Source organism: Pseudomonas sp. Z4-7 (assembly GCF_051131965.1).
Taxonomy (GTDB): Bacteria; Pseudomonadota; Gammaproteobacteria; order Pseudomonadales; family Pseudomonadaceae; genus Aquipseudomonas.
In genome coordinates this window covers 2,808,357-2,828,472 of sequence record NZ_CP071642.1, presented here as the reverse complement: position 1 = coordinate 2,828,472, position 20,116 = coordinate 2,808,357, and the positions used below count along the sequence as shown (strand labels likewise).

Genomic DNA, 20,116 nt, shown 5'->3' with positions numbered 1-20,116 from the left:
CCGCTGTATAGCGACACCGGCGTTCCAGCCATCGCGTCGCGAACAACAATAAAAGGGAGTCATTTCATGAGCACCTCGAAAACCATCCGCCTGGGTCTTATCGGCGCTGGCCGCATGGGCAGTTTTCACGGCCTGACCGCCGCCCGGCACATCCCCGGCGCCTGCCTCGCCGCCATCGCCGACCCTACTCCCGGCCAGGCCGCGCGCCTGGCGGCGGAGCTGGATGTGCGCAAGACCTACGCCGACCCGCAGCAACTGCTGGAGGACCCGGACATCGACGCCGTGCTGATCGCCGCCCCGGCACGCAGCCATGCCGAGCTGGTGATCAGCGCGGCCCGGGCCGGCAAAGGGGTGTTCTGTGAAAAACCCATGGCGATCACGCTGGACGAAGCCGACCGCGCCATAGCCGCCACTGCCGATGCCCGGGTGACGCTCCAGGTCGGTTTCAACCGGCGCTTCGCCAGGAGTTTCCGCACAGCTCATCTGGACGTGGTCGCCGGCCGGATCGGCACCCCACAACTGCTGCGCTCGCTGACCCGCGACCCGGCGCTGAACAGCCCCGCCGCCTCGCCGCAATGGGTGATCTTCCTGGAAACGCTGATCCATGACTTCGATACCCTGCGCTACCTGAATCCGGGCGCCGAGGCGGTCGAGGTGTTCGTGATGGCCGATGCCTTGATTGCACCCGCCTACAAAGAGAAAGGCTTCCTCGACACGGCAGTGGTCACGATCCGTTTCGACAATGGCGCCATTGCCACCGCGGAGGCCAACTTCCAGGCCGTCTATGGCTACGACGTCCGGGGCGAAGTGTTCGGCAGTGCCGGCATGCTGACCATGGGCAGCGTCAACGACTCCGACTTGCTGCGGTATCTGGCCAATGGGGTCCAGGCCGATACCCAACGCCTGGACACCGACTTGCTGCGTGATGCGTACGTGGCCGAGCTCAATCACTTCGTCAGTTGCGTGCGCAGCGGCGAGAAACCGCTGGCCAGCGGTGAAGATGCCCGGGCCGCCCTGGCCATTGCACGGGCTTGCATCGAGTCCTTCCAGCAGGGTAAAGCGGTACGTGTGCAAGGAGCCTCGTCATGAGTTTCATCCCCTTCAAGCTGGCGGTCAGCGCCGAGATGGTCTTTCTCGACCTGCCCTTTCTCGAACGGGTCAAACGCATCCACGCGCAGGGTTTCAGCGTCGAGATATGGAACTGGTCGAGCAAGGACATCCAGGCCCTCGCGGCGACTGGCGCGGATTTCACCTCGATGACAGGTTACATCTCGGGCAACCTGACCGATCCCGAGGCCGTCCGGCAACTGCTCGACAGCGCCGGGGAATCCTTGGCCGTCGCAGCCCGGTTGAACTGCCCGAGCCTGAACCTGCACGGCACCGGCCTGGGTGATCAGGGCTTGCCGGTCAAACCGGTTGCCCGTACCACCGGACGCATGTGGTTGAGCGCCTGCAAGACCCTGGAAAAGATCGCCCGCCTGGGCGAAGACGCCGGCCGGGTGTTCCTGCTGGAAAATCTCAACACCGAAGTCGACCATCCCGGCACACCGTTCGCCCGCGCCGACGATACCCTGGCGCTGATCGAAGCCGTGGGCAGCCCGCACCTGAAAATGAACCTGGACCTTTATCACGCGCAAATCGGCGAAGGAAACCTGATCGAGCTGATCCAGCGCGCCGGTGACGCCATCGGCGAAATCCAGGTCGCCGATGTTCCGGGTCGCATGGAGCCCGGCACCGGTGAAATTCACTATCCGGCCATTGCCCGGGCGCTGTTCGGCATGGGATACAGCGGTGTCGTCGGCCTTGAAGGCTGGGCCAGCGGTGACAGCGAAACAGCACTGGAGCGTTTCAGACAGGCTTTCACCCTGGATGGGTGAGCACCTCGCGGACTCCAGACGCGCGGCAATATTTCCATCACTTGATGACGTTCACTCCATAACAACAAAAGGAAAACCATCATGCGTCGTTGCACAGTGCTTTTCGCCACACTGCTCGTGCTGTTCAGCCAATGGGCCGCCGCCGATTATCGCATCGGCGTCAGCATCGCCAGGGTTGACGACAACTTCATGACCTACGTGCGTAACGGCCTGGACGAGGCCGCCAGGAAGGATAACGTCCAGATCCAGTTCGAGGATGCCCAGGGCGACGTGGTCCGCCAGCTCAATCAGGTCCAGGGCTTCATCAATCAGAAAGTCGATGCGGTCATTGTCCTGCCGGTAGACACTTCCGCCACGGCCAACATCACCCGCGCCGCCGTCGAAGCCAAGACGCCGCTGGTCTACGTCAATCGCCACCCGGACGAGCGCACCTTGCCCAAAGGCGTGGTTACGGTGGCGTCCAACGACATCGAGGCCGGCCAACTGCAGATGCGCTACCTGGCGGAAAAACTCGGCGGCAAGGGCAACCTCGCGATCATCATGGGCGACCTCGCGCAAAACGCCACCCATGACCGCACCGAAGGGGTCAAGCAGGTGCTCAAGGACTTTCCCGACATCAGGATCGTCGAGCAGCAGAGCGCCGAATGGCAGCGCAGCAAAGGGATGGACCTGACCAGCAACTGGCTGCTCGCCGGCAGCCGTTTCGATGCCATCGTCGCCAACAATGACGAGATGGCCATCGGTGCGGCCATGGCCTTGCAGCAAGCCGGCAAAGCCAAGGGCGAGATTTCGATTGTCGGCATTGACGGTTTGCCTGATGGCCTGGCGGCGATCAAACGCGGGATGCTAGTCGCGTCGGTATTCCAGGACCCCAAGGCCCAGGCGACCAGCGCGGTGCAGGCAGCGCTCAAGATGATCAAGGGCGAGCCGGTTGAACCGGAGGTCTGGGTGCCGTTCCAGTTGATCAAGCCTGAGCAACTGGCGGTGTTCGAGCAGCGCTACAAGTAGCAGAGACGCGTGATCGTGGCGAGGGAGCTTGCTCCCGCTCGGTTGCGTAGCAGCCGCAAGATTTCTGGGGCCGCTGCGCAGCCCAGCGGGAGCAAGCTCCCTCGCCACGGGTCGATTGCCTCACGTCAACAGCCAGCGCCTGCTTACGCGATGTGCAACGCCCTGCCCTTGGTCTCGGCGATGGCATTGTTCAAGGCCACCCGGAACAGCTCGACCAGCACATCGATTTCCTCAGCCTGGATGATCAGCGGTGGCAGGAATCGCACAACGGCGCCATGGCGCCCGCCCAACTCCAGGATGACGCCCAAGCGCAGGCACTGGCGCTGGATGGCCTGGGCCAGTGCCGTATCCGCGGCGGGCACACGGGTATCGCTCGGCGTATCGCTGACAACCTCTACGCCCACCATCAAGCCACGACCACGCACCTGGCCCAGGCAAGGGTATTCGCCCTGCAACTGACGCAACTGTTCCATCAGGCGCTGCCCCATGACCTCGGCGTGCGCTGACAGGTGTTCGCTGATGATATGGCGCAACGTCGCGGCGCCCGCTGCCATCGCCATCTGATTGCCACGGAACGTGCCGGCATGGGCACCGGGTTTCCAGGTGTCCAGCTCTTCGCGATACACCATCACCGCCAGTGGCAGGCCGCCGCCGATAGCTTTGGACAAGACCAGAATGTCCGGCTCGATGTCGGCGTGCTGGAAAGCGAACAGCTTGCCGGTACGTCCCAGGCCGGTCTGTACTTCATCGATGATCAGTGCCACGCCGTGTTTGCGGGTCAATTGGCGCAAGCCCTGGAGCCAACGAACCGGTGCCGGAATCACCCCACCCTCGCCCTGCACGACTTCCACGACCACCGCTGCCGGTGGTAGCACACCCGACTCCGGGTCGCTCAACAGTTGTTCGATAAAGTGCAGCCCGGCATCGATGCCGGCTTCGCCGCCGATGCCGAACGGACAGCGGTAGTCATAGGGGTACGGCAGGAACTGCACGTCGGCCATCAACGAGCCCAGCCCCTGTTTTGGCCCCAGGTTGCCCATCAGGCTCAGGGTCCCCAGGGTCATGCCGTGGTAACCGCCGGAGAACGTCAGGATCGGTTTGCGCCCGGTGGCGATCCGCGCCAGCTTCAAGGCCGCCTCGATGCCGTCGGCACCGGTCGGTCCGCAGAACTGGATGCGCGCGTGACGGGCGAAGTTTTCCGGCAAGGCGTTGAACAGGTCCTCGACAAAACGATCCTTGACCGGTGTCGTCAGGTCCAGGGTGTGCAAGGGCAGACCGGAATCGAGTGTCTGGCGCATGGCCGCGATGGCCACCGGATGGTTATGGCCCAGCGCCAATGTCCCCGCACCCGCGAGGCAGTCCATGAACAATTGGCCTTGGGTATCGCGCACATAAAGACCATGGGCTTCTTGCAAGGCCAACGGAATGCGCCGCGGGTAAGAACGGGCGTTCGACTCCCGGGCCGCCTGGCGTTGCAGATACGGGTTGGTGTTCAGTTCACGCGGCGCTTGCTGGCGAAACTGCTCCAGCGTGAAGGTTGCGCTGGAGGATGAACGGGGCTGGACACTTTCCATTTTGACTCCCTGAGTAACCACTCGGTTGTGGGCGATCAGCCCTGTCCTTGTACCTGCATGGCCTGACGCAGGCTCAGCGGGCGCATGTCGGTCCAGACTTTCTCGATGTAAGCCAGACACTCTTCCTTGCTGCCCTGCATGTCCACGGTGCGCCAGCCGTCGGGCACGCTGCGGTAGTCCGGCCAGATCGAGTACTGCTCCTCTTCGTTGACGACAACCAGAAACCGCGTATCCGGGCTATCCAAACTCATTGCTTGCTCCTTTGACTGGCATGACGGAAAAGATCGCTACGATACAATACTAATGGTAGCGATTCTCATTAATATTATAAAAATCTTACGTTGCGCACATATTTCATTGCTGGCGAGCAGTCGCAAGACAGCAGTACGCTGTTTATACTTCGCCCCTGAACGATAACCTCTCTCGATTCGCGGTCACGGATGAGTCAATGATTCCCAGCCTTGCTCCGCTGTTCATCGGGCCGCTCGCAGCCTTTGAAGAGAAACTGCAACTGCGCAGCCTCCCGCGCACCGATCTGCCGGCCGCCGTGTTCTTCCAGCATGAGACGTTCAGTGCATTCGTCGACGATCTGCTGGCACGCTACAAGACCGATGAGCGCCTGGCCCTGGTGTCGCTGTGGTCCAAGTGGTATTTCAGTACCTTCCTGGCGCCAGTCATGGCCGCCAATCTGCTCCAGCAACGGGAGCTGCCGCTCGCCCTGGCTGATGTCGGCTTGAAACTCGGCGACGACGCCAGGCCCCAGGCCCTGCATTTGCGCGACGATGGCCAGATACTCCCCCGGTGCACGGCCTTCGAGCGGTTCCATACGCTCGTCGACTGCCATCTGGAACCGGTCATCGAGATTCTTGCCAGTGTCAGCCGGGCATCGCCCCGGTTGTTCTGGAGCAACGCCGCCAACACTTTCGAATTCGTCACCACGCGAATCGAGCTGCACCCGCTGGCTGATGCCTCCAGCACCCTGCCGGCCAGGGAGATCCTCACTGCCCGGCTACGTCCCGACGGCCGCCGCAACCCGCTGTTCGCGCCCGTGCGTTACCACGACATCGGCGAGGACGAGCCGCAGCGCCTGAGGCGCATCTGCTGCATTCGCTACCGCCTCCCCGGCGTTGGCTATTGCAGCAGCTGCCCCCTCGATGAATCCAGACGCCAGGTTCAAGGCGCCTGAGCGCAGCCGTCATTTCACCAACTGAAAGGGGTTCTCCGTGGCCCGGTCGTAATCAACGAGGTGGCCGTAGTCGAGGCGATAGACCCGGTCCGCCACATCGAAATAACGATCATCGTGAGTGATCGCGATGACAGTTTTGCCGGCGGCCTTCAGCTCGGGCAGCAACTCGTTGTAGAACACATGGCGGAAGACCGGGTCCTGGTCCGCCGCCCACTCATCCAGGAGGAACACTTCCCGGCCTTCCATCATCAGCAACAGCAACGCGAGGCGTTTGCGCTGCCCCTGGGACAAGGCAGTGGTGGACAGGCGCCCGGCGGCGAATTCGACCTTGTGGGCCAGCCCCAGGCGCTCCAGATAATGGTCCACCCGGGCTTCGAGCCCTGCATGGTCTCCTGCCTCGCCCAGCACATCGGCGAACAGATAGAAGTCGGCGAAGATCGCGGCGAAATGCTCCCGGTGCCACTCACTGGTAGTGGCATCCAGTACCACGCCATTGAGTGACACCTCCCCGGAAGCGGGCACGTAGAGGCCGGTCAGCAGCTTGGCCAGGGTCGACTTGCCGCTGCCATTGCCACCGACGATGAAAATCAGCTCGCCACGGCGAATCGTCAGGTCGATCGGACCCAGTTCAAATGCAAACTCCTCGTTCTTGCCGGCATAACGGTAATGCACGTCCGCCAGGCGCAGTTCGCGAAACGGCTGCGCCGCTTGCGTCGGCGTCTTGAATTCCACCGTCTCGCCCAGCGCCAGCGAGTCAATGGCCTGCAACGCGACATGACCGCGGATCACTGCGGGAATGGCGTCGAGGATCATCGAGATGGGGGTGCGCAGGAACATGATCGCCAACACGTAGCCGACCACCACCTGCTGGTCCAGCAACCCCAGCCCCTGGCCTAGGAAAAACAGTGTGCCGATCAACATGAACACCAGCAGTGTCGTCCAATTGAGGTTCACCGCCCAGAGGGTGTCGGCGCGCACCGAGGCGTCCAGCGAGGCGCGCGCGATGGGTTCCAGCTTGTGTTGATAAAGCAGATGCCGGCGCTCGCGGCTCAGGCCCAACTCGCAGCGCCCCTGGATCGTGGCTTCGAACTGCTCGGTCAATTGGTCGTCCTGTTGCCGCACAGCCTGCATCAAGGTCTTGACCTTGCGCCCCAGCAACACATCGAGACCAACGCCAGCGGCGATCACCGCCAGCGTCAGGCAAAAGAACGGCAAGCTCAACCAGCCCATGTAAGCCAGCCCCGCCAACAGCAGCAGACCGTTGTACAAGGAGATCGGCAGTTGCTTGAACGCCGTGGCGACGGTGGTCACATCCTTGGTCAGCGCGTTGTAGATACGTGGGCTGCCCAGCCGTTCGACGCGTTCGAGCGCGGTGCCCAGCACCTTGCCCACCAACCGCAGGCGCAGCTGGTAGACCAGGCGATGACCGATCTGCACCAGCAACCATTGCGAGATGACCCCGCTGATGAACAACAGCACCAACAGGCCACCGAACAGCAGCAAGCCCCGACCGAGGTCATCCAGGCCTTGTTCCAGGCAACGGTTGATGTAGCCGATCAGGCCGATACTGGTGGCCGCGCTCAAGGCACTGCACAGCACCGCAAGGAAGATGCGCCATCGCGCATCATGCAGCAGTTCTTTCAATAACATCATGGGACCGGCACCACCTTGGCAGAGTTTTGCAACAGTAAAGGCAGCAGGTTTTCGACCAGTCGCGGCTCGCCGAGCATTTCATGATGCCCCACGTCCAATGTCCACTGGCTGACCGGTTGCAAGGCATGGCGTTGCCACGGCGCGCGCAAATCGCCGTGGGCATTGCCGCGCCAGAGCCAGACCGGCACATCGACGGTCGGCAAGGCCTGCTCGTACAAGCGGGTCTTGATCGCGCGATATTGCGCCATCAACGCCAACAATTCCGCGTCGGCCGATACCCATTGCAGATGCGCGCGCACCTGTTCGTCGTCCAGTAGCCGGGCGACACCCTCGGCATAGTCAAGGCCGGCCAACCGGCCCGTCAACCGCTCCCGTAGCGACTCGCCGAGCGGCTGAGCGTGGCTGCGGCAATAAAAAGCGAAATCGGCAATCAACTGGCCGGCTTCATCACCCTCGCCGGCCAGGCTGCGCTGCGCATCGTGATCAAGCACCACCAACCCGGCGACCCTGAAACCACCGGCTTGCAGATGCGGCACCAGCAACATGGCCAGGCGCGCGGCCAGGCTCCAGCCCAACAGTACCAGTGGGCGCTCTTTGAGCTGCGCCGGGATACTCGCCACGTATCGGCGCAGCAATGCATCCATGTCGCCTTCCGCCCAGCCGCTTTCAAGCGCGGCGAGACCAAACACCGCGACGTCGTCGCGCAGGTTGTCCACCAGCGGCTGGTAGGCCAGCAGGTGCCCTTGCGCCCCATGCACCAGCAACAGCGCCGGGGCATGCGGATCGGCAGTGTTCAGGACCTTCCACGGACCATTGCCGATCTCGCCCAGGCCTTGGACGAGGTCACGCACGGTATAGCGTTCGAACAGCAGGTTGGTCGGCAGGTCGAGGCCCAACCGTTCGCGAATCAGCGACACCACCTTGATCGCGGCCAGCGAATGCCCACCGACATTAAAGAAGTTGTCGGTGACGCCAAGGTCCTCGACTCCCAATACTTCGCACCAGATGGCGAGGATCGCCGCCTCCAGCTCGCCGGCCGGTGCCACGCGGGTATTGTGCAAACGCTGCCGGGCGCGTTCGAGCAGGTTCTTGCGATCGAGCTTGCCATTGCTGTTCAACGGCATGGCCTTCAGCGCCAGGACAGCGCTGGGCAGCATGTAGTCTGGCAACTGGCGGGCCAGGCTGGCGCGCAACTGATCCGTTCCTTGCGAATACGCCTCCTCCGTGACCACGAAGGCCAGCAATCGGGCGTGGTCACCTTCGCCGTCCAGCAGCACAGCAGCCTGCGAGATGCCTGGCTGGGCCAGCATTGCCTGCTCGACCTCGGCCAACTCAAGGCGAAACCCACGGATTTTCACCTGCTGGTCGTTGCGCCCCAGAATGCGCACGGCCCCATCGGCCTGGCGCATGGCCAGGTCGCCCGTACGGTATAGACGATGACCACTGGCAGGCTCGACAGCAAAGGCGTTGCCGCCGACATTGCCGACGTAACCCCGACCAACACTGGCGCCGCTGATGCACAACTCGCCGGCCTGGCCTGACGGTACCGGCTGCTGCCGCTCGTCGAGCAGGTGGATACGGTTGGCACCCAACACCTGGTCCAATGCGCAGCCACTCACCCCCTGCTCCAGATCGATCGCCCGCCACAACACCCCTACCGTGGTCTCGGTCGGACCATAGTGATTGTAAACACGGCAGGTCGGTGCGGCCTGCGCCAGGCGGGTCAACAGCGCCTCGCCGATCGGCTCTCCGCCCAGCACCAGGACCTGGCGTGGAAGGACGTCGGCGGTCTGCTCGCCCATCAGCGCTTCAAGGTGCGAAGGTACGATCTTGAGCACGTCCAGTGGGTAGCGCCGAAGCTCATCGGCAAACGCCCGCGCATCGGTCACGGTCGTCTGCGCCAGGACATGCACGCAGCCGCCCCGCAGCCACGCCGGGAACAGCACGGTATTGCCCAGGTCTGCGAGCAACGAGGACACCAGCCCGTAATGCCCGCCCTCGGGCAATTGCAACGCGTGGATCACCTGGGTGGCGTAGTGACGCAGTTGCCCTTGTTCGATCTGCACACCCTTGGGCTTGCCGCTGGTGCCCGAGGTATAGAGCACGTAGGCCAGGTCCTGCGCTGTGCCGGAGACTGGCGAGGCGAACGCCGGCCCGTTGCTCGCCTGCGTCCAGCACAGGGTCCGCACCGATGTCTCGGGCAACAGCCCTTCCAGGTGCAGCAACAACGCCGGTTGGGCGTCGTCGAGTATGCCGGCCAGACGCAGCGGTGGTTGCTGTGGGTCCAACGGCAGATACGCGGCCCCCACCTTGAAGCAGGCCAGCATCGCAATCAGCATCTGCGCGCCACGCGGCAGATACAGCCCAACGACCTGCTCGCGGCCCACGCCAGCCTCGTTCAGGCTGCCGGCGACACGATCACTCAGGGCATCCAGGTCAGCGTAGGAAAATACCTGCTCGGCATACCGCAGCGCCGGACGCGACGGTTGTGCCTGGGCATGGCGGCGCAAGGTCGCGATGATATCGAGGTCCGGTCCAAGGGCAGCAGTCTGCGCCGAGGCCAGCCGTTCTTCAGGCAGGCGCGCGTCAACGTCAGCGATGAGCCCGTCGGGCGATTGCACCAGTTGGCCAAGCCAATGGGCAAAACGCTTGAGCAGCGCCTGCATCTGCCCCTCGCGATACAGGCCGAGGTCGTAGGCCAACGCCAGCTCGCCGTGGCCCTGGGTATCGAGCGTCAATTGCAGTTGCAGTTCGACCGGTGTGTCGAAAGACAGCCACTGCGACATGTCCAGTTGCGGCACGGGCGAGACCCGCAGGCCGGCCTGGAAGCTGGCCCGCCACTCGGGCAACAACTGTGCCTGGCCGACATATTCCTGCCAGTCCACGGCGCTCTCCAGTTGCCGGGCCAGTTGCCGGGCCAGGTTGGTCAGCGTGCTGTGTTCGGACACTTGCAGGACCATCGGTAAAGTCTGCTCGAACAGCCCATACGCGCCGGACAATTCCTCGTAGTTGTCGCGAGCATCGTGTTGCAACCCCAACTGTCCCTGCTGCTGCCCGTTGAGCCTGCCGAGCAATGAACCCCAGGCGGCCAGCACCCACTGCTCGACGGCCACGCCTTCACGATCGGCCAGTGCCGTGAGCATCGTCGGCAAGCGCTGCTCAACTTCCTGGCGGACGACCGCGTGACGTCCGCTGGCGATGCCATAGCGCTCGACCAGGCGCATGCCGGGAATGTCCTGCAAGGCCAGGTTGCGCCAGAACTGCGCGCCCTGCTCGGCGTCTTCATCCAGTTGCAGGCCGTTGATCCACTCGACATAGTCGGCGTACTGCATGGGCTCGTCGTCAAGCGCTGCGGCACGCCCGAGCAAGTGTTCCTGCAAGCCGATCAGGCTGCGCTGGTCCAGTGAGTAGACCGGGACTGCCAACAGCAACAGATCGTCGAGCTGCCAGGCGAGAATGTCGGGTTGTTCGGCGTCGCAACGACGCCGGGCCGCCTCCAGCCACGACTGTCCATCGTGACCGTCGGCTGCCCGCCCCTGGCGCCAGTCCAGCCGCAGTGCATCAGGTTCGATAACCCGCTGGCGCAGGCCGGTGGCGCCCAGTGGGCGCTCGTAACGCAGGCGCAACGCCTGATGCTGCGCCAGGGCGTCGCGCAAGCGTTGCTCGACGATGCCCTCGGGCACGCCCGCCAAGCGCATGCGGACCCAGCGCCAGGCTTGCGGATTGGCCTGGGCCAGTTGTTTCTGTTGCGGTGAAAGCGTCAGTCCAAGATCCATCATGGGGTCAACTCTGCGGAATGCTCTTCGGTCTGCGCAGGGGCAGCCATTACCTGGTGACGACCATAGATCTCGCCCATGGCCACGACAATCTTGCGCTCGCCCTCGAACGGATCCCGGGCATGCGCCGCCAGCATGTTATCGAGCATGACCACATCGCCCTGTTGCCAATCGAAACGCACGGCGCAGCGATCATAGGCGGCATTGATGGCATCGATGGCGGCCGGCTCGAGGTCCGAGCCGTCACCGTAGAACACCTGCCTGGGCATGGCGGCTTCGCCATCGCGCAGGAACTGCTCGCGGATATCGGCATCGAGAAATGCCGGGTGGTACAGCTGGATCTGATTGAAGAAGCTCTCTTCGCCCGTCAATGGATGCAGGATCACCGCCGGGCAAACCTGGCGGGTGTGCAGGTCATTGGCGCCGCGCCATTGGAATTCGATGTTGCTCTCACGGCAGATTCGCTCGACCTCGGCCCGATCCTCGGTCTGGAAGAAATGCTGCCAGCTGACGTCCAGGCTGGCGCTGAAATTGCGCACGTACATCAGCTGTTTGCGCCGCAGGTTTGCCTGCAACCAGGCCGGCAGTTCGCGGTAGACCTGGCGGCTGTCGACGATCGGCGTCGCGCCACCGGAGGTCGCTGGCGTCTCGCAGTAGAACCACTGGCGGCGCGGCCAACGGTGCTGGTGCGCACTCTCGTTATGGAACAGGATCATCCGGTCCTTGGGGTATGGCGTGGACTTGTAGATGTTCTTGCCACCTTCTTTCTTCGGCAGGTCGCCGTACTGTCCATACAACTGCGGGCACAGCGCCTGGCAGAACGCCTCGAAATCCGCCGGTGTCGGCAGGTCGAACCCACGGAACAGGATACCGCCATGCTCGCGCAGCCAGTTTTCGACCCTGTCGCGGTTGGCTTCGGCCCAGATAGCCGGGGCCAGTTCACGGTCACGCAGCGAGACCAGCAGCGGAAATTTCGCCTCCTCTCGCAGCGGCCGGGCTTCGATGGGCTCACGGGTCGCCGCCGATCCGCTCTGGCGCATCTTGCCCAATTTGCTCATTTTGCGTTGCAGCGGGTTGTCCGTGGACATTGCAGCGGCTCCCTTTACAGTCGGAATCAAGGTATCGATGGGATTGTCCGGCGCGCCGAGGGCCAGCTCCAGCAGTGACTCGAAGGCATGGCGCAAGCGCTCGACGGTGGCCTGGCGGAACAGGCTGGTGCGGTACACCCAGCGCAGGCTGATGGCATCAGAGTCTTCGCTGGCGAACAGAGCCATGTCGAACTTGGAATGGTGTTGCTCGCCGGCCAGCGGCTCGACCTGAAGATCGCCCAGCTGACGCTGCTGGCGTGGTGTGTTGTCGAGCACGAACAAGGTCTGCAACAGCGGGTGGACATTGGCTACGCGCGGCAGCTCGAGGCACTCCACGACCTGTTCGAACGGCGTGTCCTGCCAGGCAAACGCTTGCAGGCAGACCTCACGCACCTGGAGCGCCAGCTCACGGAAACTCAACTCCGGTTGCAGGCGGACACGCAAGGCCAGCAGGTTGACGAAGAAGCCGATCAGCGATTCGGTGGCCGGATGGTCGCGGTTCGCCACGTCCGTACCGATCACCAGATCGCGACCCTGCGTCTCGCGTTGCAGAACCGCGGCATAACAAGTCAGCAGCACCATGAACGGCGACGTTCCACTGTCCTGGGCGAACCTCTTAAGCCGACCGACCATGGCGGGCGACAACTGGAAATCCACTGCGGCCCCGGCGCCACTGTCACGCTCCGGACGCGGGAAATCGAACGGCAGCGGCACTTGCGCCGGAATGCCGGCCAGGGTCCGTCGCCAGAACTCCAGGCCGTCACGCTGACGCAACCGGACCGCGGCCGAACCTTGCCATACGGCGTAGTCGACGTACTGGATCGGCAACGCTTCCTGGCTCGGTAGCACGCCGGTGCTGTAGGCCTCGTAGCCCTCGATCAGCTCATCGACCAGAATAGCGCCGGACCAGCCATCGGAGGCAATGTGATGCATGATCATTTGCAGCACATGATCCTGTTCGCCGAGGCGATACAGGACCACCCGCAGCGGAGCCTGGCGAACCAGGTCGAAGGGGCACAGTGCCCTGTCCCGGGCTTCAACCGGCCACTGCGCCTGCGTCGACGCGACGGTTTCCAGGGCCACTGTCGATTGCGGGTGGATGCGCTGGCGCGGTTCGCCGTCCCGCTGGTGATAAGTGGTGCGCAGGATGGCGTGGCGGCTTACCAGCCGCTGCAATGAACGCTCCAGGGCCTGGATGTCGAATTGCCCGCGCAAACGGACATTACTGCTCATGTTGAAACTGCTGTCGGCAAGGTCCATCTGCTGCATCAACCAGACCCGCTGTTGCGCCGAGGACAAGGGTTGCTCGACCTCATGATCAACCGGCGAGATCGTCAGCGAAGCCAGGTCCTGCTGCCCCGCAAGCCCTTCGATTCGCTCAGCCAGTTGCGCCAGCACCGGCGTTTCGAACAGCCAGCGCAATGGCACGTCAAACCCCTGCTCGCGCAAGCGCCCACGCACTTGAGCGGCCATCAGCGAATGCCCGCCCATTTGGAAGAAATGGCCATCAACCGGCACGTGTTGCACGTGCAACACCGAGGTCCAGATCTGCATCAGCAAGGCCTCGCTCGCCGACAATGCGCGCTCGGTAGCGGGTGCACTGTCGCCCACCGCGAGCAGGCGCGGCAGCTGCTTGCGATCGACCTTGCCGTTGGTGTTGAGCGGCAGCCGCTCCAGCGCTTGCAGGTGCGTCGGCAACATGTAGATCGGCAAACGTGTCTGCAGATAATCGCGCACAGCCGCCTCGTCAGGTGCGTTTTCAGCCTCCGCAACCCAGAACGCCGCCAGATGCTCGCCTTGCACGGCCACGACCGCCTGCAGCAATTGGGGATGGCTGAGCAGAACCGCCTCGATTTCTCCCAGTTCGATGCGGTACCCGCGCAACTTTATCTGGTCATCGGTACGCCCGAGGTAGTACAGCTGGCCGTCGGGCTGCCAGCGCGCCAGATCGCCAGTGCGATACAAACGCCCGCCGTTACCCCCGAACGGGTCGGCAATGAAGCGCTCGGCGGTCAGCCCCGGCTGCCCGGCATAACCGCGGGCCAGGCCGTCGCCGGCGATATAGAGTTCGCCCACGCAGCCAGGCGGCACTTCGCACAGGTGTTCGTCGAGAACATGACAGCGCGTGTTCAGCAGCGGTCGGCCAATCGGCGCGACGGGCAGTTGCAGCGCATCGATCGGCGTCTGGGTCGACCACACCGTGGTCTCGGTCGGGCCATAGACGTTGATCAGTTGCGCCACGCACTGCTTCAGCTCGTGGGCCAATTCGGCCGACACTGCCTCGCCACCGGCCAGGGCCACGCGCCCCTTGAGCACCTGGCGATCGCCTTGCAGCAACATCGCCCAGGTCGCCGGTGTGGCCTGGATCAGGTCGACATTTTTTTCCTCGATCAAGCGCGCAAGCAGCAGCGGATCCTGGCGCTCGTCATCGTCGGCGAGGACGACCGCACCGCCACGCACCAGCGGCAGGCACAGCTCCAGGCCACAGATGTCGAAGGTGACCGTGGTCAAGGCCAGATAGCGCTGCACATTTGCCAAGGGCAGCGCCTGTTCCATGGCCAGCAGGAAGTTGGCGAAGTTGCCGCGACTGATCTGCACGCCCTTCGGTTGGCCGGTCGAGCCCGAGGTATAGAGGGTGTAGGCCAGTTGCCCAAGATTGGCCGCCACTTCCGGCGCCTGGGCCGCGAATTGCCCCAGCGGCAGGTCCGCCCATGGGCACACGCGCAACGGCGCCGGCAGATCGACGCTCGGCGAATCGCAGAGCAGCAGATGCGGCTGCGCCCGGTCGAGGATTTGCGCCTGGCGAGCCGGTGGATGGCCGGGATCGAGCGGCAGGTAAGCCGCCCCGGCCTTCTGAATGCCCAGCATGCACACCAGCAACCGCTCATCCCGAGGCAGGCAGAAGGCAACCATCGATTCGGCGCCCACGCCTTGGGCCAGTAGCCAATGAGCGAGGCGGTTGGCCTGGGCATCCAGCGTCCCGTAGCTTATCTGCCGGTCAGCGCAGTACACCGCGATGCGCTCGGGATGCGCAGCGGCTTGCGCTTCGAAACGCGTCACGAAATCCGCTTCGCCGGACAATTGCAACGGCTCACCGGCAGTCACCAGGGTCACGACGGAGCGCAGCGGGATTTCCAGCAAGCGTGTCTGGAGGTCAACACCCGCCAGGCTGGCGAGCAATCCCTGATAGTCCTCCACCAGCCGCCGGGTGGTGCCCGGTTGCAGCAGTGCGGTCGCGTATTCGACGATCAACCCGGTACTGGCCTCGGCACCACGCCCTTGGGTAAACAGGTTGAAGGTCAGGTCGAACTTGGCGCTCACCACCCCGCCCGGCAATGCCAGGGCCTGTGCGCTGACGCCAGGCAGGTTCAGGCTGCGGGACTGCTGGTGGTCGACCTGGTAGTTGAACATCGTCTGGAACACCGGCGTGCGATCCAGGCTGCGCTCGACATTCAGCACGTCGAGCAATTGCTCGAACGGCAGCGCCTGATGGGCCAGGTCCTCGCTCAGTCTGCCGTTCAAGGCCTGGACGAACGTTTGCAGGCTCTGGCGAGCATCGATCTGCACCCGGTGCGCCAGCGTGTTGACGAACAGGCCGACCAGCGCCTGGCTCTCTGCCAACTCGCGTCCGGCCACTGGAACGCCGACGGCGAAGTCACTGCGTCCGCCATGACGCCAGAGCAGCAATTGATACGCAGCGAAATACACCACGAACGGTGTGACGCCTAGTGCCCTTGCCCGCGCCTCCACAGCGGCACTCAGCGTACCGGGCAAAGCGAACTCGTCCCGCGCTCCGGCGTATGCCTGCACTGCCGGCCGAGTGGGTTGTCCGGGCAGTTCCAGAGGCTCGTTGCCCAAGCCTTCCAGGCGTTGCCGCCAATAAGCCAACAGCGTCTTGCCGTGGTCCCCTTCCAACTGCTGCCGCTGCGCATTGATCAACGGCAGCAGAGCGCTTGTCGAAGACAGCGTCCGGTCCTGATAGAGCGACGTCAGATCCTCGACCAGCAGGCCCATGGACCAACCGTCCACGGCAATGTGATGCACATTGAACAGCAAGCGGTAGTCAGCGGGTGCGACACAAAACACATCGACCGCCAGCAAGGGCCCCTGCGTCAGATCGAAGACCCGCTTGGCCGCACTGGCGATGGCCGCATCCTGCTCCGCCCCGGTCAGGCCACCGATGTCATGGACATTGAAGATCGCCGCGGGCGTATCGTCCAGGCGCTGCCAGACTTGCCCTTGCTCTTCGAAGAAGCGGCAGCGCAACGCATCATGACGGGCGACCAGCGCGTGACAGGCACGTTGCAGACGCGGCACATCCAGATCGCCGCGCAAGGCCAGCAACTGGGTGACGTTGTAGGCGGTTTCAGCCGGATCGAGCTGCTGCATGAACCACACCCGTTGCTGGGCGTGGGACAGCGGCTGTGGTTGCTTCGCCACGTCACTCGGCTCGACTGCCGCGACGACAGGCGCCACGACCGGCGTCAGCGCCTTGGCCAATTGCCGAGGGGTTGGGTTCTCCAACAATTGCCGAGGCATCAGGCGCAGCTCGGCCTGACGCAAGCGCGCGATCAGTTGCAGGCTGAGGATCGAATCGCCGCCCATGGCAAAAAAATCCGCATCCGCGCCCAGCGCGGGTTGGCCGAGCAGCTCGCGAAAGGCGGTCAGCACCGTGAGCAAGGCGGGCTCGGCGCGGCAATCGATGCACAGCGCCATGGCCGCCAATGTCGGATGCTGCAAGACATCGCGAGGTTGCAGCCTCAGCCCTTCCCGTGAAGCCAGGCCGATCAATTGCAGGCTGAGAATCGAGTCGCCGCCGAGGGCGAAAAAATCATCCCCGCGCCCGACTTGCGCGCAACCGAGAATCTGGCACCACAGTTGCGCCAGGCGCTGTTCGGTCGCGCCGCTCGGTGGCTCGACGGTTTCAGCGCTCGGCTCATCCGTTGCGGGCTCGGGCAATGCGCGCCGGTCGAGCTTGCCGTTGGCGGTCAGCGGCAGTGTCTCCAGGGCCAGCCAATAGGCCGGCAACATGTGTTCCGGCAGTTGGCGCTTGGCCTCGGCTTGCAGCATCGCCAAGGCTTCGGTGGTCATCGAAGAGCCGATCCCGGGGGTGAGGTAGGCCACCAGTTGCGTGCGTCCTTTCACTTCGCAGGCAAGCACCGCCCCCTCGCGCACCTGGGGTTGGGCGTTGAGCCAGGCACTGACCTCGCCCGGTTCGACACGAAAACCACGGATCTTGACCTGATCGTCCTGGCGCCCGAGGAATACCAGCCGCCCGTTGCGATCCAGGCGCACCCGGTCACCGCTGCGATAGAATCGCTGCCCCTGGGCCGTGCAACCGAACGCGCGCGCCGTCAACCCGGGTTGCCCGAGGTAGCCCTGGGCAACCTGGGGCCCGCCAATCAACAGCTCACCGGCAACCCCGAGCGGTACGGTTCTGTCATTGCCATCAACGATGCGCAACTCGCAGCCGGACAAAGGCTGGCCCAACGGCAAGTACTGACCCGCTTCGAGTGCGTCGGACCCGGTGATTTCCCCGCAGATCACCCCAACCGTGGTTTCCGACGGGCCGTAGTGATTGAAGATACGCAGTTGCGGCGCCAGTTCATGCACCTTGGCGAACAGGGCCTGATCGAACCCCTCGCCGCCGAGGATCAGTATGTCCTTGGGCAACACCCGACGGGCATCGTCCAATGCCAGCAAGCCGCGCAGATGCGAAGGCGCGATCTTCAGGCAATCGACGGGATTCTGATCAAGAAAGTCAGCCCAGCCGGGTGGATCGAAAGCCAACGAAGCCGGCGGCAAGACCAGCGGGTCGCCAGCGGCGAGCGCGGCGAATACCGAGGTCAGCCCCAAGTCCGCGGCGACGGTCGCCAGGGTCGCCCAACGGCTGCCGGGTAAGGCGTGCAAGCGTTGGCCGACTGCGCTCGCGTAATGCGCCAGGTTGGCATGGCTGACCAGCACGCCTTTGGGTTGGCCGGTCGAGCCCGAAGTATAGATAAGGTAGGCAGGCAATTGCGGCTGGCTGAGGCTTTCGCCCTGCCCGGCATTGGCATCGGCCGACCAGTCGGCGTCGCTCATCACCAGATGCGCGAGGCCCACGCCGGCTTCAGGTGCGTGCGCCAGCGTCACCCACAGGCTCGCCCTGCTGTCTTGCAGTAACTGCGCGAGGCGCTGCGGCGGTTGCGCCGGGTCGAGGAACAGGCAGGTCGCGCCACGCTGCCAACAAGCCAGGGTCGCCAACAGCTGTTCAGCGCAGCGCGGCATGCACAGGGCAACCACCTGCCCAGGTCCGATGCCCTGCCCGGCCAGCCGCGCGGCCATCGACCGACTGGCGGCGCCGAGCGTGGCGTAATCAAGGGTCCGCCCAGCGCTGCAGAGTGCCGCAGCGGACGGCGTCTGATTGGCCCAGTGCAACACTTGCCGGTCCAACGGCAACGGCGCCGTATCCGGGGCGGGGCCATGCAACTCGCTGGGTGGCGAAACCAGTTGCAGATCCGCCAGGCGTCGCTGCGGATGCACCGAGCCCTCGTGCAGAATCGCCAGCAAGTCGTCGAGCATCTGCTCGACCGTGGCCGCATCAAACAATTCGTCGCTGTACTCCAGCTCGCAGCGCAGCCGCGCGTCAGCGCTACGTACCATGCGCAGCGTCAAGTCGAAACGCGCATGCCGTTGCGGCGGGTCGAGCACCTCGACCGCCACACCGGGCAAGGACAGGGTGCGGCTTTCGGGTAGATCAACCTGAACGAACATGACCTGGAACAGCGGGCTCGAACGCGGACGCTCAAGGCTTTCGAGGATATTTTCGAAGGGCAACTGCTGATGGTCGAATGCGGCCGCGACCGTATCGCGGGTCCGCAGCAAGGCGCTGCCGAAGTCCGGGTTGTCCTGCAGACGCTGGCGGACCACCAGGGTATTGAGCAACGGGCCGATCAGCGGCACCAGCTCCGGACGGTCACGTTGGGCCGCCGACGTGCCCAGGCACAGATCGGTCTCGCCGCTGTAGCGCGACAGCAGGCAGGTAAAGGCCGTCAGGCCGTAGATATACAGCGTCACCCCCTGGTTGCGAATGGCCGCCTCCACCGTTGCGGTCAGTTGCGGCGATAGCTCCCGGGCCAGGATCGCGCCACTGTGGCGACGTTGGGTGGCCGCAGGGCGCGGCCGGTCCAGTGGCAACGCCAGGGGCGCCGGCGCGTCCGCCAGTTGGTCGCGCCAGAAGTCGATGTGCTGCCGGCAAATGTCGCTGTCCAGCCACTCGCGTTCCCACGCGGCGTAATCGGCGTATTGAATGCTCAACTCGGGTTGTGCGGCAGGCTGGTTCGAAGCGAGCGCCCGATAGGCCTCGGCCAGTTCAAGTGTGAGTTGCTGGGCCGACCAGGCGTCATAGGCGACGTGATGGATGGTGAAAAACAGCCAGGTGGATTGCTCCTGGGTGTCACTGAACGCTTGCCAGCGCCAAGGCATCGACTGAGCCAGGTCAAACGGTTCGGCAAGTTGGCGGGCGTACTCATCGGCACACCATTGCGCCTGGTCAGACGCCGCCAACGTCAACCGCTCGACGGCTGGCAAGCGGACCTGTTGCGGCTCGCAATGAGGCTGCAATTGCCCGTTGGCATCCGTGGTGTAGCGAGTGCGCAGGATCTGGTGGCGATCGACGACTTGCTGCATCGCCTGCTGCAGACGCTCGCCGTCCAGACGCCCGTCGAATCGCAGCACCGAGCACAGATTGTAGAGGGCCCGGCTGCTCAGGGCTTCAGCCGACAGGAAGCGCCGCTGCGCCTGCGCCAGCGGCCTGTGCTCGCCTTCGCCGAGCACGGCGGGGACGATCGGCAGGCGCCAGCTGTCGATGCCCTTCTCGGCCAGGCGCTGGCGAAAGACTTTTTTCTTGTCCGCGGGCAAGGATGCCAGCCGCTGCGCAATCTCCAGGAAAGCTTGTTGCGTCATCGTACTCATC

Annotated in this window: 9 protein-coding genes; 4 read left to right on the top strand and 5 right to left on the bottom strand. The window is 64.0% G+C overall.

Annotated features, from left to right (window positions below):
* Positions 1–66: 66 nt before the first annotated feature.
* The 3 genes from J3P91_RS12890 (at position 67) to J3P91_RS12880 (ending at position 2,885) form a co-directional block, all read left to right on the top strand.
* Positions 67–1,089 (top strand): Gfo/Idh/MocA family oxidoreductase, encoded by a 1,023-nt coding sequence (locus tag J3P91_RS12890; RefSeq protein WP_434604632.1) that lies wholly within the window; start codon positions 67–69, stop codon positions 1,087–1,089.
* The gene (locus J3P91_RS12885; protein WP_434604631.1) at positions 1,086–1,877 is read left to right on the top strand and encodes a TIM barrel protein; all 792 of its coding nucleotides are present in this window, start codon (positions 1,086–1,088) and stop codon (positions 1,875–1,877) included. The genes J3P91_RS12890 and J3P91_RS12885 overlap by 4 nt, the downstream gene beginning before the upstream one ends.
* 81 nt (positions 1,878–1,958) lie before the next feature.
* On the top strand, positions 1,959–2,885 hold the full coding sequence (locus J3P91_RS12880; protein ID WP_434604629.1) for a sugar ABC transporter substrate-binding protein: 927 nt from the start codon (positions 1,959–1,961) through the stop codon (positions 2,883–2,885).
* 143 nt (positions 2,886–3,028) lie between these two features.
* Here J3P91_RS12880 and J3P91_RS12875 read toward each other — a convergent pair whose 3' ends face one another.
* Positions 3,029–4,459, bottom strand: a complete 1,431-nt coding sequence (locus J3P91_RS12875; RefSeq protein ID WP_434604627.1) for a diaminobutyrate--2-oxoglutarate transaminase — start codon at positions 4,457–4,459, stop codon at positions 3,029–3,031.
* Positions 4,460–4,494: 35 nt separating this feature from the next.
* Complete coding sequence (locus J3P91_RS12870; RefSeq protein ID WP_186610593.1) at positions 4,495–4,710, bottom strand: MbtH family protein; 216 nt, start codon at positions 4,708–4,710, stop codon at positions 4,495–4,497.
* Positions 4,711–4,907: 197 nt separating this feature from the next.
* On the opposite strand from J3P91_RS12870, the gene fhuF reads away from it, so the two are divergent.
* Positions 4,908–5,645 (top strand): siderophore-iron reductase FhuF, encoded by a 738-nt coding sequence (gene fhuF / locus J3P91_RS12865; protein WP_434604625.1) that lies wholly within the window; start codon positions 4,908–4,910, stop codon positions 5,643–5,645.
* A gap of 9 nt (positions 5,646–5,654) precedes the next feature.
* On the opposite strand, the gene J3P91_RS12860 is transcribed toward fhuF, so the two are convergent.
* The 3 genes from J3P91_RS12860 to J3P91_RS12850 are packed head-to-tail and all read right to left on the bottom strand — an operon-like array spanning position 5,655 to position 20,106.
* A complete protein-coding gene (locus tag J3P91_RS12860) occupies positions 5,655–7,298 on the bottom strand; it encodes a cyclic peptide export ABC transporter (RefSeq protein WP_434604622.1) in 1,644 nt (547 codons plus the stop codon).
* Positions 7,295–11,077: a non-ribosomal peptide synthetase gene (locus J3P91_RS12855; RefSeq protein ID WP_434604620.1), complete on the bottom strand. Its 3,783-nt coding sequence runs from the start codon at positions 11,075–11,077 to the stop codon at positions 7,295–7,297. Before J3P91_RS12855 ends, J3P91_RS12860 begins: the two co-directional genes overlap by 4 nt.
* Complete coding sequence (locus J3P91_RS12850) at positions 11,074–20,106, bottom strand: amino acid adenylation domain-containing protein (RefSeq protein WP_434604618.1); 9,033 nt, start codon at positions 20,104–20,106, stop codon at positions 11,074–11,076. Before J3P91_RS12850 ends, J3P91_RS12855 begins: the two co-directional genes overlap by 4 nt.
* Positions 20,107–20,116 lie beyond the last annotated feature (10 nt).